Annotated in this window: 29 protein-coding genes, 6 tRNA genes and 1 pseudogene; 20 read left to right on the forward strand and 16 right to left on the reverse strand. The window is 46.5% G+C overall.

The window, feature by feature from the left end:
* Positions 1–4: 4 nt before the first annotated feature.
* From Q7R76_02900 to Q7R76_02915, 4 genes are all read right to left on the reverse strand, one after another.
* Entirely contained in the window at positions 5–850 is an 846-nt protein-coding gene (locus Q7R76_02900) for a carbon-nitrogen hydrolase (GenBank protein ID MDO8642519.1), read from the reverse strand.
* Positions 851–902: 52 nt separating this feature from the next.
* Positions 903–1,574 (reverse strand): hypothetical protein, encoded by a 672-nt coding sequence (locus Q7R76_02905; GenBank protein ID MDO8642520.1) that lies wholly within the window; start codon positions 1,572–1,574, stop codon positions 903–905.
* A gap of 13 nt (positions 1,575–1,587) precedes the next feature.
* Positions 1,588–2,292, reverse strand: a complete 705-nt coding sequence (locus Q7R76_02910) for a hypothetical protein (GenBank protein MDO8642521.1) — start codon at positions 2,290–2,292, stop codon at positions 1,588–1,590.
* Positions 2,293–2,461: 169 nt separating this feature from the next.
* Positions 2,462–2,953: a hypothetical protein gene (locus Q7R76_02915; protein MDO8642522.1), complete on the reverse strand. Its 492-nt coding sequence runs from the start codon at positions 2,951–2,953 to the stop codon at positions 2,462–2,464.
* A gap of 134 nt (positions 2,954–3,087) precedes the next feature.
* Between Q7R76_02915 and metK the strand changes: the two genes are divergently transcribed.
* The 4 genes from metK to Q7R76_02935 all read left to right on the forward strand — a co-directional run bounded on the left by metK (position 3,088) and on the right by Q7R76_02935 (position 6,051).
* Positions 3,088–4,302: a methionine adenosyltransferase gene (gene metK, locus Q7R76_02920; GenBank protein ID MDO8642523.1), complete on the forward strand. Its 1,215-nt coding sequence runs from the start codon at positions 3,088–3,090 to the stop codon at positions 4,300–4,302.
* Positions 4,262–5,320 (forward strand): SIR2 family protein, encoded by a 1,059-nt coding sequence (locus Q7R76_02925; GenBank protein MDO8642524.1) that lies wholly within the window; start codon positions 4,262–4,264, stop codon positions 5,318–5,320. Before metK ends, Q7R76_02925 begins: the two co-directional genes overlap by 41 nt.
* Positions 5,321–5,485: 165 nt before the next feature.
* Complete coding sequence (locus Q7R76_02930; protein MDO8642525.1) at positions 5,486–5,698, forward strand: antitoxin VapB family protein; 213 nt, start codon at positions 5,486–5,488, stop codon at positions 5,696–5,698.
* The gene (locus Q7R76_02935) at positions 5,668–6,051 is read left to right on the forward strand and encodes a type II toxin-antitoxin system VapC family toxin (GenBank protein MDO8642526.1); all 384 of its coding nucleotides are present in this window, start codon (positions 5,668–5,670) and stop codon (positions 6,049–6,051) included. The genes Q7R76_02930 and Q7R76_02935 overlap by 31 nt, the downstream gene beginning before the upstream one ends.
* Positions 6,052–6,056: 5 nt before the next feature.
* Here the strand turns inward: Q7R76_02935 and Q7R76_02940 are convergent, their stop codons facing one another.
* A complete protein-coding gene (locus tag Q7R76_02940) occupies positions 6,057–7,334 on the reverse strand; it encodes a hypothetical protein (GenBank protein ID MDO8642527.1) in 1,278 nt (425 codons plus the stop codon).
* A 118-nt stretch (positions 7,335–7,452) separates the two neighbouring features.
* Here Q7R76_02940 and aepX point away from each other — a divergent pair, with 118 nt between their 5' ends.
* Entirely contained in the window at positions 7,453–9,153 is a 1,701-nt protein-coding gene (gene aepX, locus Q7R76_02945) for a phosphoenolpyruvate mutase (protein ID MDO8642528.1), read from the forward strand.
* Between the two features lie 2 nt (positions 9,154–9,155).
* Here the strand turns inward: aepX and Q7R76_02950 are convergent, their stop codons facing one another.
* Positions 9,156–9,383, reverse strand: coding sequence for a type II toxin-antitoxin system HicA family toxin (locus tag Q7R76_02950; GenBank protein MDO8642529.1), 228 nt, complete (start codon positions 9,381–9,383; stop codon positions 9,156–9,158).
* 2 nt (positions 9,384–9,385) lie between these two features.
* Positions 9,386–9,601, reverse strand: a complete 216-nt coding sequence (locus tag Q7R76_02955; protein ID MDO8642530.1) for a type II toxin-antitoxin system HicB family antitoxin — start codon at positions 9,599–9,601, stop codon at positions 9,386–9,388.
* Between the two features lie 53 nt (positions 9,602–9,654).
* Between Q7R76_02955 and aepY the strand changes: the two genes are divergently transcribed.
* A complete protein-coding gene (aepY, locus tag Q7R76_02960; protein ID MDO8642531.1) occupies positions 9,655–10,785 on the forward strand; it encodes a phosphonopyruvate decarboxylase in 1,131 nt (376 codons plus the stop codon).
* 9 nt (positions 10,786–10,794) lie between these two features.
* Here the strand turns inward: aepY and Q7R76_02965 are convergent, their stop codons facing one another.
* A complete protein-coding gene (locus Q7R76_02965) occupies positions 10,795–12,021 on the reverse strand; it encodes a hypothetical protein (protein MDO8642532.1) in 1,227 nt (408 codons plus the stop codon).
* A gap of 110 nt (positions 12,022–12,131) precedes the next feature.
* Between Q7R76_02965 and Q7R76_02970 the strand changes: the two genes are divergently transcribed.
* From Q7R76_02970 to Q7R76_02985, 4 genes are all read left to right on the forward strand, one after another.
* A complete protein-coding gene (locus Q7R76_02970) occupies positions 12,132–12,452 on the forward strand; it encodes a hypothetical protein (protein ID MDO8642533.1) in 321 nt (106 codons plus the stop codon).
* A 51-nt stretch (positions 12,453–12,503) separates the two neighbouring features.
* Positions 12,504–13,076: a hypothetical protein gene (locus Q7R76_02975; GenBank protein MDO8642534.1), complete on the forward strand. Its 573-nt coding sequence runs from the start codon at positions 12,504–12,506 to the stop codon at positions 13,074–13,076.
* 68 nt (positions 13,077–13,144) lie between these two features.
* Complete coding sequence (locus tag Q7R76_02980; protein ID MDO8642535.1) at positions 13,145–13,873, forward strand: hypothetical protein; 729 nt, start codon at positions 13,145–13,147, stop codon at positions 13,871–13,873.
* 280 nt (positions 13,874–14,153) lie between these two features.
* Positions 14,154–14,228 (forward strand) — tRNA-Glu (locus Q7R76_02985).
* Between the two features lie 14 nt (positions 14,229–14,242).
* Here the strand turns inward: Q7R76_02985 and Q7R76_02990 are convergent.
* Positions 14,243–14,434 carry a hypothetical protein gene (locus Q7R76_02990; protein MDO8642536.1) on the reverse strand — a complete coding sequence of 64 codons (192 nt, stop codon included), beginning with the start codon at positions 14,432–14,434 and terminating at the stop codon, positions 14,243–14,245.
* A gap of 147 nt (positions 14,435–14,581) precedes the next feature.
* Here Q7R76_02990 and Q7R76_02995 point away from each other — a divergent pair, with 147 nt between their 5' ends.
* The gene (locus Q7R76_02995) at positions 14,582–14,980 is read left to right on the forward strand and encodes a hypothetical protein (protein ID MDO8642537.1); all 399 of its coding nucleotides are present in this window, start codon (positions 14,582–14,584) and stop codon (positions 14,978–14,980) included.
* Positions 14,981–14,995: 15 nt separating this feature from the next.
* Here Q7R76_02995 and Q7R76_03000 read toward each other — a convergent pair whose 3' ends face one another.
* Positions 14,996–15,958, reverse strand: coding sequence for an aldolase (locus Q7R76_03000; GenBank protein MDO8642538.1), 963 nt, complete (start codon positions 15,956–15,958; stop codon positions 14,996–14,998).
* Positions 15,959–16,024: 66 nt separating this feature from the next.
* Positions 16,025–16,936 (reverse strand): annotated as a pseudogene (locus Q7R76_03005) (class 1 fructose-bisphosphatase).
* A gap of 123 nt (positions 16,937–17,059) precedes the next feature.
* On the opposite strand from Q7R76_03005, the gene Q7R76_03010 reads away from it, so the two are divergent.
* From Q7R76_03010 to Q7R76_03025, 4 genes are all read left to right on the forward strand, one after another.
* Positions 17,060–17,154, forward strand: a tRNA-Gly gene (locus Q7R76_03010).
* 186 nt (positions 17,155–17,340) lie between these two features.
* The gene (locus tag Q7R76_03015) at positions 17,341–17,493 is read left to right on the forward strand and encodes a DUF5679 domain-containing protein (GenBank protein ID MDO8642539.1); all 153 of its coding nucleotides are present in this window, start codon (positions 17,341–17,343) and stop codon (positions 17,491–17,493) included.
* Between the two features lie 116 nt (positions 17,494–17,609).
* Positions 17,610–17,683: transfer RNA gene (locus tag Q7R76_03020), tRNA-Lys, on the forward strand.
* Between the two features lie 352 nt (positions 17,684–18,035).
* The gene (locus Q7R76_03025) at positions 18,036–18,200 is read left to right on the forward strand and encodes a hypothetical protein (protein MDO8642540.1); all 165 of its coding nucleotides are present in this window, start codon (positions 18,036–18,038) and stop codon (positions 18,198–18,200) included.
* On the opposite strand, the gene Q7R76_03030 is transcribed toward Q7R76_03025, so the two are convergent.
* Entirely contained in the window at positions 18,163–18,894 is a 732-nt protein-coding gene (locus Q7R76_03030; GenBank protein MDO8642541.1) for a hypothetical protein, read from the reverse strand. The genes Q7R76_03025 and Q7R76_03030 overlap by 38 nt on opposite strands.
* A gap of 88 nt (positions 18,895–18,982) precedes the next feature.
* Between Q7R76_03030 and Q7R76_03035 the strand changes: the two genes are divergently transcribed.
* A tRNA-Ser gene (locus Q7R76_03035) sits at positions 18,983–19,066 on the forward strand.
* A 165-nt stretch (positions 19,067–19,231) separates the two neighbouring features.
* Here Q7R76_03035 and Q7R76_03040 read toward each other — a convergent pair.
* Together Q7R76_03040 and Q7R76_03045 are read right to left on the reverse strand one after the other, a co-directional pair.
* Entirely contained in the window at positions 19,232–21,754 is a 2,523-nt protein-coding gene (locus Q7R76_03040; GenBank protein ID MDO8642542.1) for a M1 family metallopeptidase, read from the reverse strand.
* A 51-nt stretch (positions 21,755–21,805) separates the two neighbouring features.
* The gene (locus Q7R76_03045) at positions 21,806–23,017 is read right to left on the reverse strand and encodes a hypothetical protein (GenBank protein ID MDO8642543.1); all 1,212 of its coding nucleotides are present in this window, start codon (positions 23,015–23,017) and stop codon (positions 21,806–21,808) included.
* Between the two features lie 119 nt (positions 23,018–23,136).
* Here Q7R76_03045 and Q7R76_03050 point away from each other — a divergent pair, with 119 nt between their 5' ends.
* The 3 genes from Q7R76_03050 (at position 23,137) to Q7R76_03060 (ending at position 24,488) form a co-directional block, all read left to right on the forward strand.
* Entirely contained in the window at positions 23,137–23,811 is a 675-nt protein-coding gene (locus Q7R76_03050; protein MDO8642544.1) for a hypothetical protein, read from the forward strand.
* A 106-nt stretch (positions 23,812–23,917) separates the two neighbouring features.
* Positions 23,918–23,992, forward strand: a tRNA-Met gene (locus tag Q7R76_03055).
* A gap of 377 nt (positions 23,993–24,369) precedes the next feature.
* A tRNA-Leu gene (locus Q7R76_03060) sits at positions 24,370–24,488 on the forward strand.
* A 234-nt stretch (positions 24,489–24,722) separates the two neighbouring features.
* Here Q7R76_03060 and Q7R76_03065 read toward each other — a convergent pair.
* A complete protein-coding gene (locus Q7R76_03065; GenBank protein ID MDO8642545.1) occupies positions 24,723–25,205 on the reverse strand; it encodes a hypothetical protein in 483 nt (160 codons plus the stop codon).
* Positions 25,206–25,207: 2 nt separating this feature from the next.
* Complete coding sequence (locus tag Q7R76_03070) at positions 25,208–25,852, reverse strand: hypothetical protein (protein ID MDO8642546.1); 645 nt, start codon at positions 25,850–25,852, stop codon at positions 25,208–25,210.
* 133 nt (positions 25,853–25,985) lie between these two features.
* On the opposite strand from Q7R76_03070, the gene Q7R76_03075 reads away from it, so the two are divergent.
* Positions 25,986–26,648 (forward strand): hypothetical protein, encoded by a 663-nt coding sequence (locus Q7R76_03075; protein MDO8642547.1) that lies wholly within the window; start codon positions 25,986–25,988, stop codon positions 26,646–26,648.
* Positions 26,649–26,650 lie beyond the last annotated feature (2 nt).

Genomic DNA, 26,650 nt, shown 5'->3' on the forward strand with positions numbered 1-26,650 from the left:
TGTCTCACTTTTTACACAAACGTCCATACGTTTCCGGCCGGCGGTTGCGCATGAATCCCCATGCGTCGCGGATGTCCTTGTTTTTGCTGGTATCAACATCAACAATCAGAATTTCTTCCTTGTCGCCGGCGCGCTGAATCACATTGCCAAATGCGTCGCATACAAATGAGCCGCCCCAGAAATGCAGTTCATTTTCTTCGCCAACACGGTTGACCGCAGCGACAATGACACTGTTTGCAATGGCGTGGCTGCGCTGGATGGTTTCCCACGCATCGTGCCACTCACCCTCATGTGCTTCATGGTTTTTGATAGTGCCGATTGCCGTGGGGTAGAAAATAATTTCAGCGCCGTTGAGCGCGCATACCCGTGCCGCTTCAGGAAACCACTGGTCGTAACATATCAGGACAGAAAAGGTGGCATACTTTGTTTTGTAAACAATATACTCGTCGCTACTTTCCTTGAAATAGTCCTTTTCATAAAACAGCGGGTCGTGGGGGATGTGGTGCTTGCGGTAGGTGTCGAGCTGTTTTCCGTCGGCGTCAAACACCAGCGCAGAATTGTACTCTGTTTTTCCTTTTTTTTCATAGAATGGCACAACAAGCACCACTTTTAATTCATCTGCAAGCGCAGAAAACCGTTCACTGAACTGGTTTGGAATGGATTCAGCCAGCGCCGAAAAATCTTTTTTTTGTTCGCGCGGAAAATAGCGCGTCGCGAACAGTTCCTGCAGGCAGATGATTTTGGCACCTTTCTTCGCTGCAGCCCTAATTTTTTCAATAGTTTTCTGTATGTTTTCGGGCTTGCTTTCACCGGCAGCACTTTGAATGAGGCCAATGGTTACGTTGGTCATGGTTCATCTAATAAAAAAAGAAGAAGTATTTAAAGGTAGCTGCTCGTCACTGCTACTCAACCATCCCTTCACAGGTAAATTTGAGTTCAGTGTACAAACCAACCGTGTTTCCAGCGAGCTTGTTGACCAGTTCTTTTTGCCAGTACGTCTTTCCCTTAAGGAGTTTTTCCTTGACCGTGCATGTTGCCTTCTGGCCAGGCTTGAGCACTTCAGTGCCACATTCTTTTTGTGGTTCAGTTACCCGGTTGCTGTTCAGTTGGATTCTCATAGCATCTTTTTCAGTGACCTCTTCAACGCCGATGCGGGTGAGCTGATATTCTTTTTTGCCCTTGTTTTCAATCGTAAACGTTACCATTGACTCTCCGTCGGGGAATAGTTTTCCGCAGACCACATTTGAGAACCATGATGTTTTCTCCTCTTTCTTTTGAACGTCAGCAGCGCTGCCGATAACTGTTTTTTCAGAAACAGTTACGCTGTTTGGTTGGGAGTATTCAGGAGCGAGTTGTGGTTTTTCTTGCTGTTCTTGTTTGTTTTCACCTGCTATTACTTCTGGCTGTTCAGCTGCTTGCGCTGCCGGTTCTTGAGCATCTGCCATTGCAGGCTCTTGATCTTCTGGGCTTTCCAGTTGTGCAGTCACTTCAGGAGCGGTTTGTTGTTGGGTGCGGGCGCAGCCGCTCAAGGCAATAACTCCAACAAGAATCAGGACAAAGAGCATTTGTTTCATAGGTACACCTTTTTTATGTTCGGCATTTAAAATCAGTTTGCGTTGAGACAAATCTCGAACGTGCTTCAACGCTGTTAATCATTTCTTGCTTTTCCTTGATAAATTTGTGTGTTTCAGGATAGCGTAGGCTTGCTGGGCAGCGGTTACATTCAAGCGTTTGGCCAGCCTTGACAATCATCGTGCCACAGCAGGCGTTAATCTGCTCATTCGTGAGCCGGTTGCCATTTATTGCTAATTTTATGGGCACATTGGTTGCTTCGTCGGCTCCAATTCGGGAGTATGCATTGGCCCACGTGAGATTGTATTCACGATTGTCATTATTGGTGAAACGGAAGGAAAGCGCATCTTCATGTTTCGTGCCGGTGCCAAACGTTCCCTGTTTTTCACCAGTGTACCGTTCACATTGCAAGCCGGCAAACCAGCTTTTTTCCTCGGTTTTTCGGGTGTCGCGCGTTTCGCCGAGTACTGTTTCCTGTTTTGTTACTTCAACATTTGTTTCAAGCTGGGCAAGTGCAGATGCTGGTTTTGGGTCAAGCACAGAATTGCCCGTGAGGCCGGTGCCTGCTGCAGAATCAGCATTTTCTGGTGCAGTTTCAGATTCTGGCACTGCGGCTGGTGCTGCTTCTGCAGTTTCTTCAGGTGCAGTTGCATCTGGTTGTGATGGCTCTTGCTGTTCTGGCTTTATTTCCTGTTTTGAACATCCTGCAAGACTCAACATCAATATACTTATAGCAAAAAGGACAGAGAATATGTGCATTGTTCTCATAGCGATTGCCACCTCACATGGGTATACATCAATTGATGCGAAATAGTATATAAATATTGTGCATTTTGAAACAGCTTATTTGAGGGGAATACTCTCTGATTTTATCTGATTTCTCTCGCTCTCATCTGAAGAAATACGACCAAATAACGAGAATAGCCAGTGCAATCGTGCTAATCTTCCAGAGAATGTCACTCTTTATCTCGACAAACTCATCTTCTGCCGGTACTGTTGCCGTCGATGTGCTGTTTTTTGCTTCTTTTTGTTTCTTTTCTTCCGGTTCGTTGCGTTCTTGTATCTCTACTATTTTTGAAATCCGCGCTGGCTTTGGTGCAGGCTTTACTGCCGCTGCTTTTATTGTTTTTTTTGCCGGCGCTGCGCGCGTTTTTGCTTTTTGCTCTTTTTCTTTTTTCTGGCTTTGCTGCTTTTGTTCAGTTTTTTGCTTTTGTTTTTTGGGCGCCGGCGCAGGTTCGTGTACTGATGCTCTTGATTCGCCTGATTCTGATTCTCCCGCTACCTTTCTGACGCTTTCTGCAATAGAATACATTGGGTCACTGGTGCCGGTGCCAGCGCTGGATGCGTATTCGCTTTGGTAGATACCCGTCTTATCAGCCATATTCATAAGCATTGGCCTGTTTTTTTATAAAGTTTGTTGTCCTCGAATATCCGTATCTATCTCCCCCTCTATTATTCCAAACAGAATAAACTGGGCAATAACCTTTTTAAAAACCTGCTTCAGTGAATCGAATCATGGCACGAAAATACCTTTTCACCAGCGAAAGTGTCAGCGAAGGACACCCGGACAAACTCTGCGACCAGATTTCAGACGCGATTCTCGACGCCATCCTCGCCAAGGATCCCAACGGCCGCGTCGCGGTTGAGTGCCTCGTCAAGACCGGCTTTGTCGTTGTCGCCGGCGAAGTGACCACGACCGCGTATGTTGATATTCAAAGCATTGTGCGCAGCGTCATCTGCGAAGCAGGCTACGACCGCCATGATTTGGGATTTGAAGGCCAGACGTGCGGTGTTCTTGTCGCGCTTTCAGAACAATCACCTGACATCGCGCAGGGCGTTGATGAGCGTTCTGCAACGGGAAAAGAAACTGCCGAACAAGGCGCCGGCGACCAAGGATTAATGTTTGGCTATGCCACTAATGAAACCCCTGAATTCATGCCGCTGCCCATTAGCACCGCGCACAAGCTTCTCTTAAAACTGCGCGACCTTCGCAAAACACATGTGCTTCCGTACCTTCGGCCTGACGCAAAAAGCCAAGTCACGGTTGAGTATGACGGTGGAAAACCCGTGCGTATTCACACCGTTGTTTTGTCCGCTCACCATTCGCCTGATGTTACGCACGCGCAGATAAAAAAAGACCTCATCGAACACGTCATCAAGCCGGTGTGCGGAAACTACCTCGACGATTCAACCATCTATCACGTTAATCCAACCGGAAAATTTGTGGTCGGCGGGCCGGTTGCCGACGCAGGCCTTACCGGCAGAAAAATAATTGTTGACACCTATGGCGGCCACGGTAGCCACGGCGGCGGCGCATTTTCCGGAAAGGACCCCAGTAAAGTTGACCGGTCCGGGGCATACGCCGCGCGCTACATTGCAAAAAACATTGTCGCCGCGGGACTCGCCGACAAATGCGAAGTCCAGCTTGCGTACGCCATCGGCGTTGCCGCTCCTGTTTCCATTTTGGTCAACTGCTTTGGCACCAACAGGGTTTCGGAAGAGAAACTTTCTGAACTGGTGAGAACCCACTTTCCCATCAAGCCCGCTGACATTATTTCTCATTTGAAACTCCGCAGGCCCATTTTCAGAAAAACAGCAAGCTACGGCCACTTTGGCAGGGACGACCCTGATTTCACGTGGGAAAAACTGGACAAGGTTGACGCGCTGAAACAGGACGCGGGGCCGCTGCATGCTCCTGAACATACAGGGAAAGATGTGGCGCTGGATTGAATTGGTTGATATGGCTGCTCTTCGTAATTCTAACAAGAATCTTAACTCAAACAAAGCTACGGGAAGGAAAATAGTCTGGTTCTTGGGGGCAGGAGCTTCTCGAGGTGCTGGTGCCGCACTGCGGGTCGGCGGGTCGGGAGGTACAATTAAAATTCCAATTCAAGCCGACTTTTGGGACGTTGTTCTAAGGTATGGATCTAAAAAGGATGCTGACAAAATACAATCTTTTTTATTTAGATATTTTGCAGGTTATGATAGGACACCTGCGCGTAGTAATCGAAAAGAACGAAGAGAAGTATTGAAAAATATTGATGTCGAAGAAGTTTTTACTTTTTTGAGTGAGAGAATCAAAACCAAGCAAATTCCTGACTCTTTAAAAACTTATTTTACGGAAATTCAGTCAAAACTAATACGCACGGTGACAAAAACCCTTCGTAAATTCGAACCAAATGCCCAAACTAAGAAAACCTATGCCACCTTCTCTAAAAATCTTCTGCGAACAAGAGACGCTGTTGTATCTTTTAATTACGATACTATCTTCGAATATTCTTTGCCAAAAAACAAACCCTTCTTTTATCAGGATGTTTCGAAAAAAACTAAATTTTATGCTGTTTTCAAGCCGCATGGTTCTATAAACTGGAAGATGGGGGAAAACAAAAAACTTGAAGTTGACGATTATGTTGACGAACCCGAACTAATCCCTCCAACACATCTAAAATTTATCGGAGAACAAATTGACCCAATAAAACTGCTTTGGAAAAAAATGGAAATTCAAATGCAAGCAGCCAAAACTTTTGTTTTTATAGGTTATTCATTTCCTGATGCTGATTTCTACTTTTCTTCTGTTATGCGATCTGTTTTAACAAAAACTAAAAGAAATGTTAAAATAATCCTTGTTGACCCCGATGCTCAGCGATTGTCAGAAAAGTTTGGTAAACGTTTCTCAATAACTCAAAACAGGATTCTAAAATATTTTGATTTATCACAACTTCTTCAAATTAAGCGTAAGACATTATAGTTCGGTCATTTCAGATAAGTCCGCTTTTGAATTTATTTTTCTGCCTTTTAATCCCGCCAAAACTATCTTTACCAATACGTTCCCTTCCTCTAACTGTATTCGTTTAGGTCTCATTTGATCTATCTCACCGAAAGCTTTATATATACATATACATTAATACTCTCTATGTCGAAACTTATCAGCGTCTCGGATGATGTGTACACAACCCTTAAAGAGATGAAGGGTGAGGAAAGCTATTCTGTTGCCATAAGAAAACTCTTTACCCCTAAGTCGAATAAAGAGAAGATACTCAGTTTTTACGGGAAAGGTGGGATTGACAAAGAAATGATAAAAGAGGTTCAAAAATCATGGAAACAGTGGTCAGAAAAATATGTTTAGATTCTGATGTTGTTATCTCTTTATTGAACAAAGATGAACCTACCTATGTTTCTCTTCAAAAACTTAATGCAACCTTTTGCATCACCGCAATAACCTCATTTGAAATATGGTGTGGAAAGAACAAACCAGAGACCGTCTTTGAAATCCTCGAGTCCTTTCACACGCTCGACTTTGATACTCATGCAGGCCGCCTTGCGGGCGACATTTTTCGAAAACTCAAAGAACAAGGACGGCTTATCGAAATGCGGGATATTTTCATTGGCGCAATATGCATCAAAAATAATATGGAACTGTTCACCCTCAACAAAAAACATTTTGAGCGGCTAAAAGAATTTGGCTTAATTCTAGTATAAGGCTATTATCTCATTCCCATCACTCGCTCTGCTTGAGCAATCGCATAGTTTCTAAGATACCGTTCTGCTTGTTTCGATGCATTCGCAGGCAAGTTTCTTCCCCGCATGATATGCTCGTCAAGAGCTGCATAATCATGGCTGCGTACATAGAATTCAACTGCTTTTCTCACGGCACGGAGCCGGAGATTGTCAGGCAATACGTCTGCGCGCGCTATCCATAAAAAATCAGATGCGTGGGGCTTCTGCGGCCACGTTTGTGAAAGCAGGTAGCTGATGCCGTATGCTTTCATTTCTGGGGAGAGATCATCGTGGTCCAAAATAGTAAGCCGTATATTGCTATATGAATCCCGATCTTTTTGAAACCGAATAAAATCACTCAATGCTTTTTTTCGCAGCGTTTCTGGAAGCGCAGTGTCTGCAATAAACGCTACGACCTGATCTCTATACCTCAAATGTTCATTCTGTCTAATCCATGTTGATGCAACACTGGTGGCTTTTTCACGCGCTTTTTTTCGTACTTCTTTTGGAAGGAATCTTTCATTTGCCATACATTTGAGTGCAAGATACTCATTCTCTCGGGTATGTTCTTCTATTGCTTTTTCTGCAGCGGGGCCAAGAGCGGCTCGTATCTGTATGCGATGGGGAGCAGGGATTCTTTTGTTTGTTCTACTCTCTTCATACAAATGTTCATACGAGCCCTGTTCAACACAGTTGGTTATATACGCTGATAGCGCAGCATCCATCCCTGCTTCTGCTGCATGCCGTACTTCATCAGGAACTTTACGGTTGTGGGAAAGTGCCAGGACTTCAATATAATTTCCTTTTTCCACATCGAACTCAACAAGATTTTTTCCTGCAGCAACACGAGTTTCATCAGGAGCATATTTGTTTTGGACGAGATTGAGAAGACGATACTGTCCTCCGTCTCCTCCGCGCGCCACATACAATTCGATCAGCTTTTCCCCGGCGGCACGGCGAATGTCATCGGGAAGTGTTGTATCTAGTGCCAGAACTTCTAATTCACCGGTATCTTTTTTTTGCAGTACTTTTCGCGCCGCAGCGGGAAGGTGTTTTTCTGCATCTTCTGGTATTCCTGCTGGAAGAGAATCTCTATTCTCCTCCACAGTAAGAATGGAAAGAGCAGTGTACATTCCGCGTTGGACATAGGTTGATACTGCCAGTTTTCCTGCGGCAAGACGCTTTGCTTCATCCGGATGCCAGCGCATGACGGCCAGCAGCGATTCCAGCGTATCGCGCGGTTCAAGATCAGGAGTTGGTCCCATACAAAAGAACTAAGTATAGATGTTTATATAGTTTGTTGGGGTGGAGAATAAAACCCCCTGAACGTTTAAAAATCAACCACAACAATATTTATAAATATGCTCCCGTGCCACCGACGATATGACGTTTAGACACCGCACCACGCCGGAACAGCGCCGGAGAAAGCTCAAGGAACTTCTTGCAGCAGGAAAACTCGTGCGCGTTATCGAGGCACACAACGGCTTGAGTGCGTTGGTAGCGACCGAAACAAAAGTGGAAGTTGGCGGAGAGTTAAAAGAATTCGACGCAGTCTGGGAAAGCAGCCTCACTGATTCCGCCTCAAAGGGCCAGCCGGACATTGAAGTCGTTAGCTATGATTCCCGCATCAACACCATCCAAGAAATTTCAAACGTCACCGACAAGCCGATTATTGTTGACGGTGACACCGGCGGCGATCCGAGCCATTTTGAATATTTTGTCAAGCGGCTGGAGCACATCGGCGTCTCTGCGGTCATCATCGAAGACAAAGTGTTTCCGAAGCGTAACAGTTTGGATGCCGACGCGAAACAAGATCTTGAAGACCCGCATCTCTTTGCCACAAAAATCAAGCGCGGCAAGAGCATGCTGCTGACGGATGAATTTCTGATTTTTGCGCGCCTTGAAAGTTTGATTGCCGGCGCTAGTGTTGAAGATGCGCTGAAGCGCGCGCGCATCTACCTGCAGGCAGGCGTTGATGGCATCATGATTCATGACAAGGCAAAAGACCCAGCGCAGGTGTTCCGGTTTGCTGAAGAATACAAAAAACTTTGCAGCGAGCTCGGCGTCAGCAAGCCCTTGGTCAGCGTGCCCACCACCTACAACACCGTGACTGAAGAAGAGTTGGCTGCACGCGGATTCAACATTGTCATCCACGCAAATCATTTATTGCGCTCTTCGTACAAGGCCATGCAGGCAGTGGCAAAAACAATCCTCACCAACGGCCGCTCCTTTGAGGCGGACGCGCAGTGCGCTGCCGTCAAAGACATCTTTGAGATTGTCGGCTTTTCCGACGTCAAAAAGAAAGATGAACAATACGCACCAAAATACACGGGCTTCCGCGCCATCATTCCGGCAGCAGGCGCCAGCAGTGTTTTTTCTCATCCAAAGGCATTGCTGGATATTAACGGCAAAACCGTGCTTGAGCGCCAGCGGGACACGCTCCAGCGCGCCGGCATCCGCGAAGTGTCGGTCATCCGCGGCTTCAAAAAAGAACTGTTCACCGTGCCAAAAATAAAATACCACGACAACGACCAGTACCAGACTACCCACATTCTTGATTCGTTGTTCTGCGCCAAGGATGACATGGGCAATGGCTTTGTTCTTGCCTATGCGGACGTATTGTTCCACGAGTCACTTATCAAAAACCTGCTCGATGCGCATGGTGATATCGTCCTTGTCGTCGATAATACGTATCGCCACCACACGCATGAAGTGGACAAGGAACTCGACCTCGTTATTGCAACGAACGAGCCCTCGCTGCGCCACCTCAACCCCTCCCTGCACCGCCACGTTTCCCGCATCGGCAAAAAAATTCAGAAAGAAAACGCAACGCACGAATTTGTCGGGCTTGCAAAATTTACGCCTGCAGGAGCCGACGCATTGTTAAAACTGTATGATGAATGCCGGCAAAAAAATCCGACGCCGTTCCACGAGTCTTCCTCATTTTCAAAAGCTTCATTTCTCGACATGGTGCAAGAGCTCATCAATCGTGGTAACATGGTTCACGCGCTCGAAGTTAACAAGGGATGGATAGAAATTCACAAGCCGGAGGACGTGGAGATTGCGAAAGGGATGGTGAACTAATTTTAAAGCTGTCTCAAAAATTCTTCTCTGGTCATTCCTAAATCTTTTTTGATAATTTTTGTTAAAAGTCCCGGACCGATTTCTTCGCCTGAATGGCACGGGATTGTTGTTCGCCTTCCATCAAGATGCTTGTACACCATGTGGCTGCCCGTGGTGTGGCTGTGAAGAAAACCTGCTCGTTCAACAATTTTTGCCAATTCCCTGCCTGTTAACTTTGGCAGTTTTGACACTATTATACCTCTATTTCTTGCACTCCCAGAAATTCAGAAGAAATAGTTGTTTTCTCTTCGGCAGGATTATGGAGGTATGCTTTTATCGCTTCTTTTGTTCGTTTGAGAAGTTCTTCCCGTGTTTTAGCCTGCGTGTGGCATCCAGGAAGTTCAAGTACTTCAGATACAAACCAGCCATCCTCATCCTTTTCTACCACTACATGATATTTTTTGGTCATGTAACCTACAAATTGCATAAAGTATTTAAATCTTCTCAAAACTCGCTTTCTCTATGATAACCCCCGAATCCCTCTTCGAAATCTTCCAAAAAAATGGCCTGACATTCTTCACCGGTGTGCCCGACAGCACGTTCAAGGCATGGATGAGTTTCTTGGATGACGAGCATGGCAAACGGCTGACCAACATCATCACCGTCAATGAGTGCGAGGCAACTGCGGTTGCTGCCGGCCACTATCTTGGCAGCGGCACGCCAGCAGTGGTGTACCTGCAGAATTCCGGCTTTGGAAAAACCGTCAATCCGATTACTTCGCTTCTTGACAAAGAAGTGTATGGCATCCCTGCGTTGCTGATGATTGGCTGGCGTGGCGAGCCGGGCAAAAAGGACGAGCCCCAGCACAAAAAAATGGGCAGAATCATGCTAGATATGCTAAAAGTCCTAGAAATTCCCGCGGTTGTGCTCACTGACAATCCTGCTGAAATTGACGCTGAAATCCAGAAGGCAAAAGATTGGATGCAGCAGCACAGCGCGCCGTATGCATTGATTGTGCGCAGCGGCGTTGTTGATGAAGCATACGAGAAAAAAGTCAAGCACGTGCAGAACTTTGAAATGGTGCGCGAAGACGCCATCAAAGCAATCGTTGACACGCTTGACCCGAGTGACATTGTTGTTTCGACAACCGGAAAAACATCGCGCGAATTATTTGAATACCGCATTGCGCGCAACGAAACACCGTGCGACTTTTACACGGTCGGCAGCATGGGCTGCGCTTCTGCCATTGGCTTCGGCATTGCGCTGAAAAACCCGCACAAAAAAATCTTTGTCTTGGATGGCGATGGCGCCGCGCTGATGCAGTTCGGAAGCTTCGCCACCATTGGTCACTACGCGCCGCCGAATTTGTACCATGTTCTCATCGACAACCAGTCCCACGATTCAACCGGCGGCCAGCCGACGGTTTCAACGACGGTGAACTTTGAAAACGTTGCACGGGCAACCGGCTACAAGGATGTTGTATCCATATCAAGCAGCGTCGGGCTGGTTGAAACGCTCAAACATTTTAGAAACAAACAAGGGCCAGCATTGTTGATTGTGAACTGCCGCACCGGCTCGCGCAAAGATTTGGGAAGGCCGACCTCGACGCCGGTTGAGAATAAAGAAATCTTTATGCAGCGAGTACAGGGATAAAATCTATCTCTATTTTGCCTGTGCAGCGATTGGCGCCGTGTACGCATTGTAAACCCGTCTCATTCCCGCCTCATCATCTGCTTTTTTGAACGCATCAAACGCGTCGTGGTAACGGCCATCCTCAAGCCTGTTTTCTCCAATGCGCTGGTAGATTTTTGCGTCAATAGGGACGCCCTTTTCAGCGAGGGCTTGTTCTGCTATATATCCATTCACAAGCATATCGATGGCAACATCCGTTCTTCCAGCCGTCTTGGCTAACTCAATCACCAGCGTATCATCTGCCCATCGCAGGTCGTCTTTTTTTGCATCAAAAAACGCTGCTGCTTTTTGCGCATTGCCGCTTTTGGCGTATGCTTCTGCCGCTTTTTCTCGTGCAGCATATCTTTTTTGTTGTGCGTTTTCTGTCCAGAAATCACCGCGTGCTTCATAAAAGTCAGGCGTTAACACCAGCGATTCCCCTTTTCCAAAAAAATCCTTTGCCCAGTCTTCAGGCTTGAAATGAAATGTTTCAGTTCTTGCAAATGCTCTCTTTGCCAAACGCAGTGCGGTGTCAGTTTCGCCAAGCTTGTGGTAATATTTGGCGGCTGCCATATCAAATTCTGTTTTCCCTTCTTTTTCTGCACGCTCTTCACAGAGTTGTGCAACACGATACTTTCCACGAAGCCCTTGTTCTCCACCACCTTTTTCAAATGCGTCAAATGCTGTGTCAAACTCGCTGGATGAGTCAGGTTTGTTTTGTAGAACATATGCTCCTCTTTTACGATAGTGATCTCCCGTTGGGGAGAAACCGAATTTCAATACTTCATTTTCGAAATACGGTTGTTGTATAAAAACTTTCACAAGAATTTTTTCTGCCTCGTTTGCATCACCTGCCATGCGAAGAAGGTGGACACGTGATTTCCATGCATCTGACCTATAATTTGTTGGAAGACCATCACGTGCCGCGGCGTTTCGCAGGGGAGCAGGATCGTCTCGATACAAATCAAGGACGCGACGAACAAGCGAAGAGGGGTCAGACGGCTCACTTTTTTCTGCAGGTTCTACACTCGGCACAGATTGTTCTGGTGTAGCTGAATGGTGAATAACTCGGAATTGAGCAGGAACATTCTGCACTGTAACCGTGACTGTTTTAACCTCTCCAGTGTTCGCTCTTTGTGGTGCTTCTTCGCCGCCACAACTTGCGGTACCAAGCCCCAGTGCAAGCAGTGCTGCTCCCCAGTATGTTCGCGTGTTCATTGTTTGGCATTAAAGTTGGGGGCTCTATATATATTTTTATGTACTCCCTCCTTCTCATTTGTTATCATACTAACATAACGTTAATATCTCGCCTCGTTTCTTGTGCCAGTATGGTTATTGCGTATCGTCTTCCCGGTGCTGACCAGACCCCTCTGTATGCAACACCTAACGGAATGACATCGGGCAGGCCTACCTTTTCTCACGACGATATCGGCCGTAGAGTAGCGCTTGTCCTTGACCCTGCTGCTGACCGTGATTCCCAACGATTCGGCGCGGTTGACATTCTGGCACGAGGATATCTTGCGGGTGTCAATGGAACGGCATTCACCTTTTCTGGTTCTGCGCCACAACCAGATGGAGTGAGACCTGTTATGCGTTTTGACCGTATGGATGTTTCGTACGAGCACGTTCGCGCGTATCGGATGGACTAAACCTTTTTCATCCAAACCCTTAAAAACCCCCGTCTTATTTCTTCTATTACTATGGTCTCTGGCGGCGATAAAACTGAAATTAAAAAAGAGCTTGAAAAACGCCAGCTCCTCGCGCTCTCTGAAGTAAGCATTATTATTGACACCTACGACGACTTGTTTTCTGACTTCGATCCGCGTCCGTATGACAAGCGCACGGTTTCAGAAGACCTTGTCGCCGAGTGCCAGCGCGCCGTGCGCAACAAGGCATCGGGCGTTGAATTAAAATTTCTGATACCGCACGGCCAGCAGAATACAAGCGTTGAGCAGATGGTTAAAAAACGGCTCAAGCAGCATTTCAGAACACAGCATGACCTCATCAGCCGCGAAATACAAGCGTTGGTTCGGCAGGGAGCCTTGTTTGTGTCTATCGGCATCATTCTCATGGTTGTTGCGACACTGGTATTATTCAACCACGCAACGCCCACTCTTTTGAGCAGTTTTTTTATCGTGGCACTCGAGCCCGCTGGCTGGTTTTTCTTCTGGGAAGGGCTGCACCTGATTATTTTTGACACCAAACGGCAGCGCTCAATGCTGACGTACTATCTCCGGCTTTCAAATGCAGAGATCACATTCAACCCGTATTAACACTTCAAATGCTTTACTGTGTTTGAACTATACAAATCATTAAAAACCTATTTTACTTTTTTCTCACTATGCGCAAAAGCTTATGTGCTGTACTGAGTGCGCTCGCGCTGCAATTTTCACTGCCGGCACGAGCAGATGAACCTTCTCCACCGACCACACCGCCGGCTGCTGCGAAGAAGGAGCCAACTGAAGTAGGCGAACCTAACTATACAAAATCGTATCTTTCTTCCTGTGATACTCAATGGCTTGTCGGGCGAACGTATCGAGATGGTGTTTCTTATCCCACTATCAACTATCTTAATTTTCACTGCAAAAGCGGTTTTCGTTTTCATCAACAGACAGAACACCACGCCAACCGTTCTTTGAGCATCACCGATTCTATCACCGTGAGCGGTTCCGGTGATACCAGCCGATTTCTTGCCGAGTATGAACGAAGAACATTTACCGTTGGCCATGCCTGGGAGCATATCGGCGTCAAAGCCCAAGTTGCGTGGCTCTTCGGTGTGCTCATTGCAGTTGAACGCATTACCCCCGGCGAGAACGCTGACCGCATCACCTATGATATCAGCCCGGACTTCCAGATCGGCGCGGCTCCAACACTTTCAGCAGACTATTCCTTTGGCTCTTTTGCAGTGGGGCTGACACTCGGCGCAGGGTATATCAAAGAAGATGTCTTTGGATTTGCCGATGGTGTGTTCAAACCAGACGAATCCTGGTTCAGTCGCCTGACTGATTCTGATACCTTTGTGCGGCAGTGGAACGCCTACGCTTCACTTTCATTTCCGGGATGGAAATAACCGCCCGTACAAACCTTGTTTTTTTACTTTTCTACTGCGTGTGTATTTCAACAAAAACGGACGACGAGCATCGCTTCGGTTCGAACGACGTTGCACTTTCTGATTTTCTTCGAATGGCGAAAAACCGGCGCCGGTTTTTCGCCTCTGAAAGAATGTTTGAATGTGCCGCTGCTCCGTTCGATTTCCGAAAACCACCGTCCGTTTTTGTTGACGTATCTAATTCGATTTTCTTAAACAGAAAAAGATTTATATACCCTCCAGAAACTCAAGAACTTTATCCGCCCCTGTAGTGTAGTCCGGCCAATCACGCCGCCCTCTCACGGCGGCAACCCGGGTTCAAATCCCGGCGGGGGCATTATCTATCTTCACTCAGTTCCGCTTCGGTTGTTGAGATCGGTAGACATCGCTCATTCTTGGCCCAAACAGTAGTCTGCTTAGTCCCGGAACTTTATCAGCAGCTTCTCCTGCCCTTCCTAACACATACAGAACTCGTTCGCCAACATATATTCCTGCCTGTTCTAATCGGCTATAATCTGGTCGTTCATTTCCTTTCAGCATCATAAGCACACACCTGTTTCAGTTGATACTGTTTGTGACAAAGCGCTGGTATATAAACCCTTCTCTCGTGGGGCATCCTCTCTTTTTGCCTCATACTCAAGTCTCATAATCTTTAAATAATACGTCTCCTTCTCGCAAAGTTGAACACTCATGGGCACTATTCAACGCGTATTTCGGGATGAACTGTATGGCCATGTGCATATACTCTTTCCTACTTCTGAATCTTATCAACGCGTTGGTTCATTTATTGCAACCGCGTTGCGCGAACATATGAAACAGAGTGGCCTTGAGGTCGTTGTTGAAACTGAAGACCAGAGTGTTCTCGGCGCTGATGCGCGAAAGCATACCGCTCCAATAAAAACGGGCATTCTTGCAACATCTGGAGACAACGTTCGCCAGCATGTGGCAACGGTTTATTCAACAACTCAGTATGACTCCTCTTTTATGGTTGACCCTGAACACGACGCTGACACTCGCTTTGCAGGACTTGATTTACTTGCTGTTTTAAAGCCCTATGAAGGGCGAGAAATTTCTCTTCTTTTCCGATAAACCTTTTTTCTTTCTCTATTCGGCATACACTTTCATCGCGTCATCCACCGACTTCAAATCAAGCGTTATTGCAGAAATTGCATTCGCCAGCCTGACTGCTTCAGCAAGGGGTTTTTGGTGGATATTTCTTCCGGTAGCATTTCCTTTGCAGCCACTGATATTTATTTGGTCCCATGTTTCTTGTAAAAATTCACGCACTCCTTTTGACCCGCCACCTGCAGTAATCACTCCGGTTCTCGCGCCTGCAGCCAAAATTGCTTCTTTGAATGCTTCGGCTGGTTTCCCTTCTTTTGGTTTTGGATAATTTACTTTTACAAAATCTGCGCCAAGGCAGGAGCCCATGCCCGCTGCGCCTGCAATGAGGTGTGGGTCTTTTTCGTCAGTCACTGCTTTTCCTCGTGGATACATCCAAAAAACCGCAAGCAATCCATGTTGGTGTGCTTCAAACGCTGCGTGCGCTGCTTCTTTTATCATTTCACTTTCAAATTCACTTCCGGCATACACGGTATATCCTACTGCAACAATCGTGAGGCCTGAATTTTTTTTGAATTGAACCACCTGATCAACCGTGGCCATGGCTTGGCTTTGCGGATCTTTTTGTGCAGTTTTTACCAGATGCGATTTTGAATTCAGCTTTACCAAATAGGGTATATTTTTGTAGCTCGGCCCATATTTTGCTATCAAACCAAGCTGGGCAGCGAAAACACCAATTCGCGCACTGCTTGCTATTCTAAATAAATGTTCAGGGTCAGCGTCATCAGCAGGAATAGGAATTTCACTATCTCCCACTTTTATTTTTCCATAGAAATCATCATTGAGGTGCTCTATTTTTTGATCCCCTGCAAAAAGCATCAATCTGCCAGTGTTGTGCGTGACCATCATATAATTTTTGAGATACTCCCTTTGCATATGAATCGGAACATCTGCCGGAATATGCACGCCGTGCGCGCTTTTTTCTGTGAGCGTTCCTTGTGCCATGTCACTCTCCATCTCACTCACCTCACTCTTGCTCGTTCGTTGTACCCGTTCTTGTATCATCATCTCTGCTTTTTCAACTTCATACCTGCTTCCGAGGTATGCAGGAACCCGCTGGTGGAGATCTTTTGTACCAACTGAAAGAACAGGTATCTGTCCATTTGATCCGCGGCCTCCTGCTTGTTGCATAATAAACGCGAGTGGCTCTATTTCAAACAGCAAGCGCAGTTTTCCATCCGGTGCGTCGCGCAATGCAGGATACGTAAACAGCCCGCCGCCTTTGAGCAGAATTTGATGAACATCAGGAACCAGTCCGCCGCTATATCGTAATTTGTATCCTTCTTCTTCGAGCGAATCAATGAGCCGAGCGTGTGCTGGCGTCCACTCTTTTCTTAATCCTCCGATGGCATACAGCGAGCCCTTGTTGTTCAGTTTGACGTGCTCTGTTTCGAGCACAAAATCTCCGTTCGGAGCTAACGAAAATTGATGCACTCCTTTTCCCGTGCTGAACACGAGCGTTGTCAGCGGCCCATATACTACATAAAGCGCTGCAACGAGATTGCGTTTTCCTCCCAACACGATATCTCCCTGGTGAATTCCAACAATTGTTCCGATGGAAAGATTAACTTCAATTAGCGAGGAGCCGTCAAGAGGGTCAAATACGACCGAGTACGGCGCTGCGGGAGAAAACAGCATAACGTCTTTCTGTTCTTCAGAAGCGCACTGCCGCACCACTCCTGTTTCTTTGAGGTTGGCAGTAAGAACATTGTCTGCAACGTAATCCAACCCTACTTGTTGTTCGCCCGACGGATTCGTTTGTTGAATCGCTGCGCCACTTTGTATGCTGATGTGCGCCCTAATTTTCTTGCACGATTCAGCAACCGCGAGAATAATTTTCTGTAACGCAGAATCATTTCCTTGTTCTTCTAAAAAACGTGGTAAGGACGCGCCTTGGTTAATAGTGGTAGTTTGAGAGATCATTTCGTCGTGCCCCTGCGATGAAACGCCATAAACAGGCCATTTATAAACTTTGTTGGGGTGGAGTACCGTTTCGTACGAGTCGTGCGATAATTATTTAATGTTCTCTGGTTCTGATCTCGCGTCGCGCCAGTAGTCTAACGGCTAGGATAGGGCCTTCCCAAGGCTCTGATCCGGGTTCGAAAGTGACAGCAAGTCACGCGAAAGTCCCGGCTGGCGCATTTTTTCTTTTTTTTGCTTCTTGGTTTTTTCATCTTTAAAGTAATAACAAAATCGTGGTTCATCTGGCACCGTTTCACTCAAAAATATGAGAACATTTATAATACGAAACCGCATGAATAGCGTCAAAGCCCCTTTTGTGCTTATAGGCATCAAGAATTTCGGGGGTATAAGAGGAGGTTTCAACCATGGTAACGGTAACGGGATATTGCATGAAATGTAAACACGCATCCGAAATGGCAGATGCCAAAGCAGCAAAAATGGCCAACGGCCGCGACTGCGTCAAAGGCAAATGCACCAAGTGCAGCACTAAAATGTTCAAAATTGGGAAAATGAAGTAAATTCATTTTCCTCTCTTTTTTGTTATTTTTATTCCACTCCCCTTATTTTCTCGTGCGCCGTTTCTTTGTTCGAGTCGAAACCTTTATATTCATCTGGCCAAAAATGGTGGTTCAGTGGGCTCATAGCTCAGCCTGGTAGAGCATTGGACTCTTAATCCAAGGGTCGGGGGTTCAAATCCCTCTGAGCCCGTATTTTTGTTAGAAGTTTGAGGTCTGGGGCACGTTGACACGTTGCCTGTTTGGTGAGCTCCGAGCAACGCGAGGAGCTCGCCCCGTTGTTCAAGCTTTTTTTGCTGCGCAAAAAAAGATTGGTTTACATCCCTCTGAGCCCGTATTTTGGTTGGTAATTCGTATGTCGTAGGGTCGTACATCGTACGAATGTGTGCGCAGCGTTGTTTTCTCCTTCGGAGAAAACTCGTTTTGTCGTTCGCAACAGTTTTTTGCGTTAGCAAAAAAATGTTGGTTTACATCCCTCTGAGCCCGTTTTTTAAAATAAATATTCAACGAAAAACTTTATAAACTTCTACCTCTCTGATTGAGAAATGGAACAACCAAAAAAGAGCGCACCAAAAGATTTCTTGGGCTTCATGCTTGACAAGGCGAACAAGCCAGATTCTGTGCTTGACCCGCGCCCGCTGGGCAACGTCGATGCCAAACAGGTCGAGCAACTTACAAACCAGTTGAAGAAGCAGTTCGGGAAGAAGTAAGATACTCTTGGAAATCAGTGTACCGTCTCCAAAGACGCTCAAATAATTCTCTTCCCTGTTTTTGATTTTCTTCTTCGGGATGGTCCCAACTGACTATCTCATCGGCTTGTTCCCGTTGTGCTCGTACAAATCGTAGATATCCCGGTTTGACGGTTGCCTGCCATTGCTCTGCGGTTCTTCGCCGAGAACGCCCGCGGTATTCCAAGTCTCGGATGGTGCGCCGTTCGAGACACATATCTCCTTTTGTTTCCATAAATATTTGATAATGCAGAACTGGTTCTTCTTCACCTTCTTTTTCAAGCAGTAAAGTAAACAATCCGTCGACGATAATTACCGGTTTTGTCAACCGTGCAACGTTCTGATACGAGCATTCATTTTCAGGTTTTCCTAATTCTGGCAGTCGTCTTCGCGTATGGGTTTTAAAATCATACTGCGGCTCTTCGACTGAAAATGCACCGTCGCGCAGCCTGATTACATTCTCCCGCAGCAGCGCAAGGTCAAGCGTGTCCGGATTGTCATAATCCAGTTGTGCGCGTTCAGCCGGTGTTAGATAGCTTTGGTCTCGGTAATAATTATCAAATCCAAGAACAAGTGTTTCAACACCAGCAGAGCGAAAATGTTCAGCGACGAGATTAACTGCTGTTGTCTTTCCAGAACCAGAACCGCCTGCAAAACCGATAATGTAAGGCATCATGTCAAAAACAAGAAACTGAATGATACTATTTAAAAAGTTATAGATTCCAGAAAGTATAAAAAGGGGCAGCTCTCTTTTTGTTCCTATTGCCGCAGTCGCATAATCTGGTAGTGCACCGGTCTCGAAAACCGGCTTCCGTGAGGATTTCTCGGTTCAAATCCGAGCTGCGGCGTACATTTTTGTCTGAGGTCAGAGGCTCGGGGTCTGGAGCACGTCGATACGCAGCCAGTTCGGTGAGCTCCGAGCAACGCGAGGAGCTCGCCAATCGTTGTGCAAGCTTTTTTTGCGCAGCAAAAAAAGATTGGTTTACATCCGAGCTGCGGCGTTTTATTCTTTTTTATCTCTTCCCTATCCACATCTCAATCTCTTTTCTGCTCTTCTCAACAAACGCGTGGTTAATGCGTATCGCTTCGAGCGATTGTGCAATGGCTCGTTTTGCAGACGGCACCGGATGTGCCTTGAAAAATTCAGTAATCTCAGTTGCCTTTTCAGGCGTTGAAAACCGCGAGCATAACTCTTTAATCAGTCGGCCAAGCATGTGGCCGCCGTCGCCGTAGCGTTTCTTGATTTCATCCCAGTTTTTTTTGAAAAAGTCCCAAGCCAACGCTGTGCCGTAGCTGTTTGCCGCCACCCGCGCCATCCCACTGATGATGTCTTGCGAGCGGACTTCAGGCGAGAGCGTAAAGGCAAGAGTTTCTTGCAGCAGGTCTTCCTGCTTGAACATGGTCAATGCTCCCAACAGCCGCATTTTTTCTTCCTGTAGCGGCGCTTCGCGGTACAATTGTTTGAGTTGGTCGTATTCTTTTCGTCCGCCGTTTCGTGCAGTCACTGCGTACACGACGCTGCGCAGGTTCGGGTTCATATTTTTATTGGCTCGGTGCGCTTCAAAGCGCCGCTGCGCTTCTTTGATGACTGTTTCATCACCGCTGAGCCCCGTAGTGCCGAGAATAACTGCACGCAGCAGAATCGTGGTGTGTTCTTCTGTTTTTTTCTCATCCCAACCTACCTTTCCAAGAATTGAACCGACCAGTTTTCTGCTGAACAAGTCCAGTGGCTCTTTGAGCGGGGTGTGGGCAAGCAGGAATTTTATCTCGCCGAGATTTGCCACAATTTCAGCCCAGATTGTGTAATCAGTTTCTTCGGTGTACAGTGGAAGCATATCTAAAAAAACAGTACTCGAACGGTATCCGCTTCGGGCGAGTGCGTACTGGTTTCCCTGCATGCTTGCCTTGTCAAGAATCGTCATGTCTGAAAATAGCTTTTTCTGCTGTTCAAGCAACGCGTCATCGTACGAGACGCGGTAAAAGCCGACCTGTGACGGATTAACCGTTACTGTTGCCTCATGCACTCCGGCAATCACCATTTTCTTTTCGTGCATGTCATGGTATGTTTTTTCCCCGCTCTGCTGCACGGCAATCGGAATATGCCATCGTGTTGTATCCTTTTTTCCTGTGTACAAAAAGTGTTGTTGGCTTAGTGTCAGCGTGTTGTTTTTTACCGTGGCTGAAACAACAGGGTAACCCATCTGCTTGGTCCAGGTCTCCATCATTTTTTTAACCGGTTTGCCGGAAGCATCCTCAAGCGACTTCCACAAATCGTTGGTCACCGTATTTGCATAACTAAACTGTTTCACATAGTGTTGCAAACCTTTTCTGAACGTATCTGGTCCAAGGTACTGCTCAAGCATGTGAATAATGCACGCGCCTTTGCTGTAGCTCACCGCGTCAAATATTTCACCAATCTCTTCAGGATTGATAACTGGCACTTCAATCGGATGGCTTGTTTCAAGGCCGTCAAGCGATAAGGCCGTGTCAACATCTTCGGTGTAAAACTGCGTCCACATATCCCAATTGGGGAACATATGGTCAACAGCTTTGTACTCCATCCATGACGCAAAGCCCTCATTGAGCCAGAGGTCGTCCCACCAATGCATCGTCACAAGGTTGCCGAACCACTGGTGAGCCAGTTCATGCGCAACGACGATGGCGACGCGCTGTTTTGCCGCTGCTGCAGAATTTTTCTCGTCAATAAGCAGTGCTGTTTCCCGGTACGTGACGGCGCCCCAATTTTCCATGGCGCCGGATTCGAAATCCGGCACGGCAATCAGGTCAAGTTTTGGCAGCGGATAGGGCACACCAAAATAATCATGATAATACTCAAGTGATTTTACCGCGACGTCCAATGCAAACCGCCCTTGCTCTTTTCTGCCGGGCGTGGTGAAGACGCGCACCAGCACATTGTCTTTTGTTTTTTGCTCAATGCCCTCAAATTCGGCAATGAGAAACGCAAGCAGATACGTTGACATAATCGGTGTTTTTTCAAACTCGACGCGCTTTGTCTGTCCGAGCGGTGTTTCTTTTTTTATAGGCATGTTTGAAATTGCTGTTAGCTCTTTTGGCACGACAAGCGTTACGCCAAAAATTGCTTTTTGCGCTGGCTCATCAAAACAGGGGAAGCAGGTGCGGGCATCGGTTGCCTCAAACTGCGTGGTGGCCATGATTTTTTCTTTGCCGCTCACTGTATATTTGCTTTTGTAGAAGCCACGCAGGTCATTCCGCAGCGTGCCGTGGAACGCGAGCATTAGAATGGTGTTTCCTTCAGACACTGGTTTTGGAAATGAAAGAACGACTGTTTGCATGGTTTCGTCGTATTCAATGTTTGCAGCCGGCATATTTGGCAGCGATGCACGGTCAATCACCACATCCTTTGCATGGAGAACAATAGTCTTTGTTTTTTTTCCGATGGTGATGAGAATATCTTCTTTGCCAGTGAACGTCCCCTTCTGGAAGTCCGGGGTTATTTCAAGAACATATTCTCTCGGCTTGGCGGTATCCGGCAGAAGGTAGGGATTCTTTTTCATGGAACAGATGAGTAAACTGCTGATTTAAATTGTTTGTGCTAATCCTAAAATCTAATCCCCAAATCCGAAACTCTTTTCCTTGCGCTCGTCGTCTTTCTTTTTCTTTTGCTCTTCTTTATTTTTCTTTTTCGAATACATGTTTGTCGCAATAAAGACAAGGATGCCGATGACTACGAGCGCAACTAAGACGATGAAACTGGTTGGGACACCGTCGCGTGCTCCGGCTCCGGTTGCCGCGCCGGTTATTACAGGAACGGCGGTTGGTATCGGGATTGGTTGCGCTGCTGGTTGGTTCGCTTGTTTGTACGCATCAAGCTCTGCTTTGGTATTTTCAAGTTCCTGCTTGACCTGCGCAACTTTCTGCTGGTTCTCTTCTTCTTTTTTGTTAATGATTTTCTCAACCAGTTCTTGCTGTGCCTTGATCTCTGGCGGTGCTGGTGCCGTTTGTTGCGCGGGTGGTGGCACTTCTACACTTGTTTGTTCGCCGCGGAGCGCATTGTTGATGCCGCGTGCTCCTGCGCGTTGAACTATTGAGCACACGATTCTTTTTTGCTCTTGATATCGGCTCTGACAGCGGTTGTGCACAATTGCAACATCATTTATTGTTTCATCTTTGAGCAGCGGGAAGCGCATTTCGCGAACATCGCCCAGTTTGCTAAATGATACTCCTTCAACCCGTCGAACTCCTTGCAGGTCGCGCTGGTCGCTGGTTATGTAATAAATCAGGTCACGCGCCGGGTCAACTTCAGTGAAAAATTTATTTTTTTCGCCGCCAAAGCTGACGTATGCCATCCGTTCTTCCGGGTCAATGGAGCAGCTATAAACCAGCGGCTTGTATTTGTAGCAGTCGATGCTGTGCGCAAGGCAATTTTTTACGGTTGCAGCAGTGGTGCAGCGTCCTTGCCTGCAGCCAGCATAGTTGATAAATATATGATAATCACCCGGTTCAGTAATTAAATCCTCATTGCTGATAAATGTGCTTTCCTGTGCTTTTCCTGACGTCATATTGTAATACGTGACCGGTTTGGTCCATCGTCCTTCAGGTGAAAATGTTTTGTTGCGTGCGTAAGCGTTCTGCACCAATAGTTTTGTTTCATTGAGGTTTATGGGCTCGTTTTTTCCATTGACGACCGTTACGCTGATCGAGCCATCGGCATAGCATCGATCCTGATAGACCTCGAGTTGGGTGTATGCTGCTGCGATACCTGAACAGAGAAGAATGGTGAATATAACCGATACGCTGATTCCTATCACTCTTTTCATCGAACCACCTTGCATTGCACATAGTGTGGGGATATTTAAAGATTGTTGCGGTGGACTGTGGAGATTAGCATATCTGAATCGTAACAAATTTTATATACTCCGCTCACTTTTATGTATCTATGGTTTTCGGAGTAACTCGACGATCTAGAACTGCCAAGGAAGTACCTTTGGCTGAAATGCTTTTTCTTGAAGTCGTGCCTACTTTTTTGTTGGGCCATGAAGAGAACGACCACGGTGAAACACCAGAACCTCTTTTCAATGTTCGCCATGGCATTGCATATGTTGTGTTGGAGGTAGAACGCCTTCTTTCTCATCAACTTGGTTTTCCTCTTGCCCGACGGGAAGTTGTTGAGCAGGATCATTATTTTCGTGCGACTCTTTCGTATGATGGTCTCAAAGTCGAATATGAACTCGGTCTCCAGCCCTTTTTTGCTCCTGATATGCATGAAACGCTCCAGCCTGTTCCTGAACAGTTTCGCCGTCGACATGACTTTTATTATGATGGCTCGTTTGATATCATTGCGCCTGTTATACCCTTTCCGCTTGCCAAAGATCTTGTTGCGTGCGCTCTGGAATCACATCTGGTAACCTATAATCCCCTTAATATTCTTTCAGGTCCGCTGCGCATAAACTATGTTTCACGTGAAGACTTGGCAAAGGCAGGCGGACACCGGCCTGAAGGAATCCATGGTAAGCCGGTCTTTGACAAACTGGGGATGCTCGTTCCTGAAGATGTTGCCTTGCACCAATCCGACGGTGAAGGGTATCGAAGAGAATGTTTGCGCGATGCATAAGAGATACGATAATAATACTTTGCACAATTTTTGACAATCAAAACACTGCTTCTCTCGCAGCCGAAGAATATCTTTATAAATAACTGCTCGTCTTTGGTTCTCCTGCGCGGGTGTAGCTCAGCCCGGTTAGAGCGCCACGCTCATAACGTGGATGTCACGAGTTCAAATCTCGCCACCCGCATCAACATTTTTTTTGGCTTCGCCAAAAAAACTGTTGTACACGACGTTTTTTCCTCCGGAAAAAACAGCGCTGCGCGCATAATAAGAATCAGTGCTAAAACTCAAATTCTCGTTTTCTAACCTGAATTTTTTTCTTTCTCCTCGTCACAAAAATAGTTTTCCGGCGTTTCCGGAGATTTTTCGGCATTTTTGCTTTTTTCCGAAAATCTTTCGGTGCAGCCGGAAAGGTTCCGAACTTGCCGGAAATCTTCCGATTTTTTTGCAGGAAGGCATATTAAGAAGAGTATCTTAAAAAAAGAAAGAAAAAGCCGCATAATCAGGCGACACCAAGCTCAGACCAATGTAACAAATTGGTTTGAATATAAATACCTTTCGTATGCAGGGGTCGCATAATCCGGTATTGCGCCAAGCTCAGACCTTGGTTGCCTTAACGGGCTATCTGGGTTCAAAGCCGTGTGTACTTGAGTATGCACTGGGTGAAAATCCCAGCCCCTGCGCTTATTTTTTGAATCAAAAAATAAAAAACGGCGATGCACTGTTGTGCAAGAGCGTCAGAAACAATGAAATTAACCAACCAAACTATAAAAATCTTTTGTTCACGCTCACGGCGGCGATCCGCAACCTGGTTGCGGGAGAGCGTCAGAAACTCTTTTCCTGAAAGGGATTTCTGGGTTCAAAACTCTTGAGACATCAGCGTTCAGGGTGAAATTCCCAGCGCCGTCGTGTCTTATTCAAGAAACCAGTTTGCATGCTAACTCTACATTTTTTTTGATGAGATCAAGGTATCTCATTGTTTCAAATTTTGGCCCGAATATGTATCCGATTACATCATACTGCTCATTCTGATTAATTCGCATCACGATATATTGGACATACCGTTCTGGATAATGTTCGGTATTATCCAAATGAAATTCTAACTGGTCACCCGGTCCGACTTTGCCATCCGCCGGCGTTGTTTCATTGCCGTCAATCCATAAAACTTCGAGGCTCTTTTTTCCATCAACACTGTTTGCTTTATACCATCTATCCAACTGCCTCTGGTAAACAGGGGGTATCGGTTCAACACATCCCTTCATCGCTTCAGCAACTTGTTTCATGGCGTTGCCAAGATCGTTGTCATTTGCTTGATTCGCTTGAGCCTTGCCGGTGAGCAATGTGCCGATAAGCGCGCCTAATCCGAGATACCTTGCCATTCTGGTGGTTTGGTGGTTCATACTTATTTCTCCTTTGTTCTCGTTCGTATTTCTGCAGCGAGCTGGTCCAGAGCGGTGAGGTATGCATCTCTACACCTTTCTTCGTAGGCGACTCCTTCGAAATTTCCTTGCCTTGCGGCAAAAGATATGCGCGAATCAAATGATTCCCGTATACAGTCTCGTTCTCTTTGTATCGATGCAAGCGTTCGAGGGGATTCCTCTTCACCCTCTTTTTCTTCATACGCCGGGCGCCGTTCTTCTCGATATTTTTCCGCAAATTTCAGATATGACTGTGCTTCCTTCTTGTCAAAGAATTTCAGAACATACGAGATTTCATCATTCAACGTGAGTTCGTGGGCGAGTTCAGTTTCAAGGCCCTTTTCTTGAACATACCACTGCTCGCGAATTTCGTGGAACATCATCACTTCCTTGTACGCTGCTGGCACCTCTTCATCTTGAAAAATGCCGCTTTCCGGCACAAGGCGCTGTTCGAGGCCTTGGGAAAGAGCCATTCCCTTTCCGGTTGGCTGTGCGCTTCCTCCTTGCCACTCATTTTCGCCGCTCTTTTCTATGGTATATTCTGATTCACCATATCTCACTTTATATTCATCTTCTGTCTCTTCCAGAATTTCAACACGGTTGAGGTCAATAAGGTCGGTAAGGTTCATATTCTTGCCGCTAACATCCCTCCCCCTATATAAACCTTCCTGTGGTTACCACTTCTAAGTAACTATTAAACGAAAGGTTTAAATACCTGCGGCTCTTTCCTTATCTACAAGAGCCAAAAGAGGAGGCCTCACTATGGAAGATATGTTCAAAATAACACTGGTATCCGTCGCCATTATGGTGCTTATTGCAACCATTGCGGCAGTCGGGCTTTTCAGCATTCAGCAGCAGAACCTTGCTGCGCATACACAAGTTGCCGAATTCAAAACCAACCTTGTCAATGTTACCAAAACACTGGAAGAAAACCAGCTCAAAAGCCAAAATGCTGAACAGCGGATTAAGCAGCTCCAGCAGGATTTGGAACTGGTGACCAACCAGAACAAAACCTTACAGAGCCACATTAACCAGCAGAACGCCACTATCCCTATCGACACAGACGCAGTCTATGGGACTATCCTGAATGACATCAGCAAACTTACCATCCAAAATTGCCCTTCAGTGCTTTCCTTTGCTTCACGCCAAGAGCGCGACCTGCGCAATGAGCGGGAAGACCTTATTGACACCGTGAATCGTTATCAACGTCGGCTTGACGAACGAGAAGCTGACCTGAATACAGCCATTGCTGCAGGCGACCAGAATCGCACGCGCACTGAAATGGAGCGTGTTGATTACGCAAAAGATCAGGTTGACGAAGCCCGCGAAGAGCTTGACAACTTTGACGACATTCAATACTCTGACATCACGCGCTTGAAATCACGCGCTGAAAGCTGGTGCCGCAGAATCCAACGCGATATATAATT

Source organism: Candidatus Woesearchaeota archaeon (assembly GCA_030651375.1).
In the GTDB taxonomy this organism is placed as follows: Archaea; Nanobdellota; Nanobdellia; order Woesearchaeales; family UBA12501; genus JAUSFM01.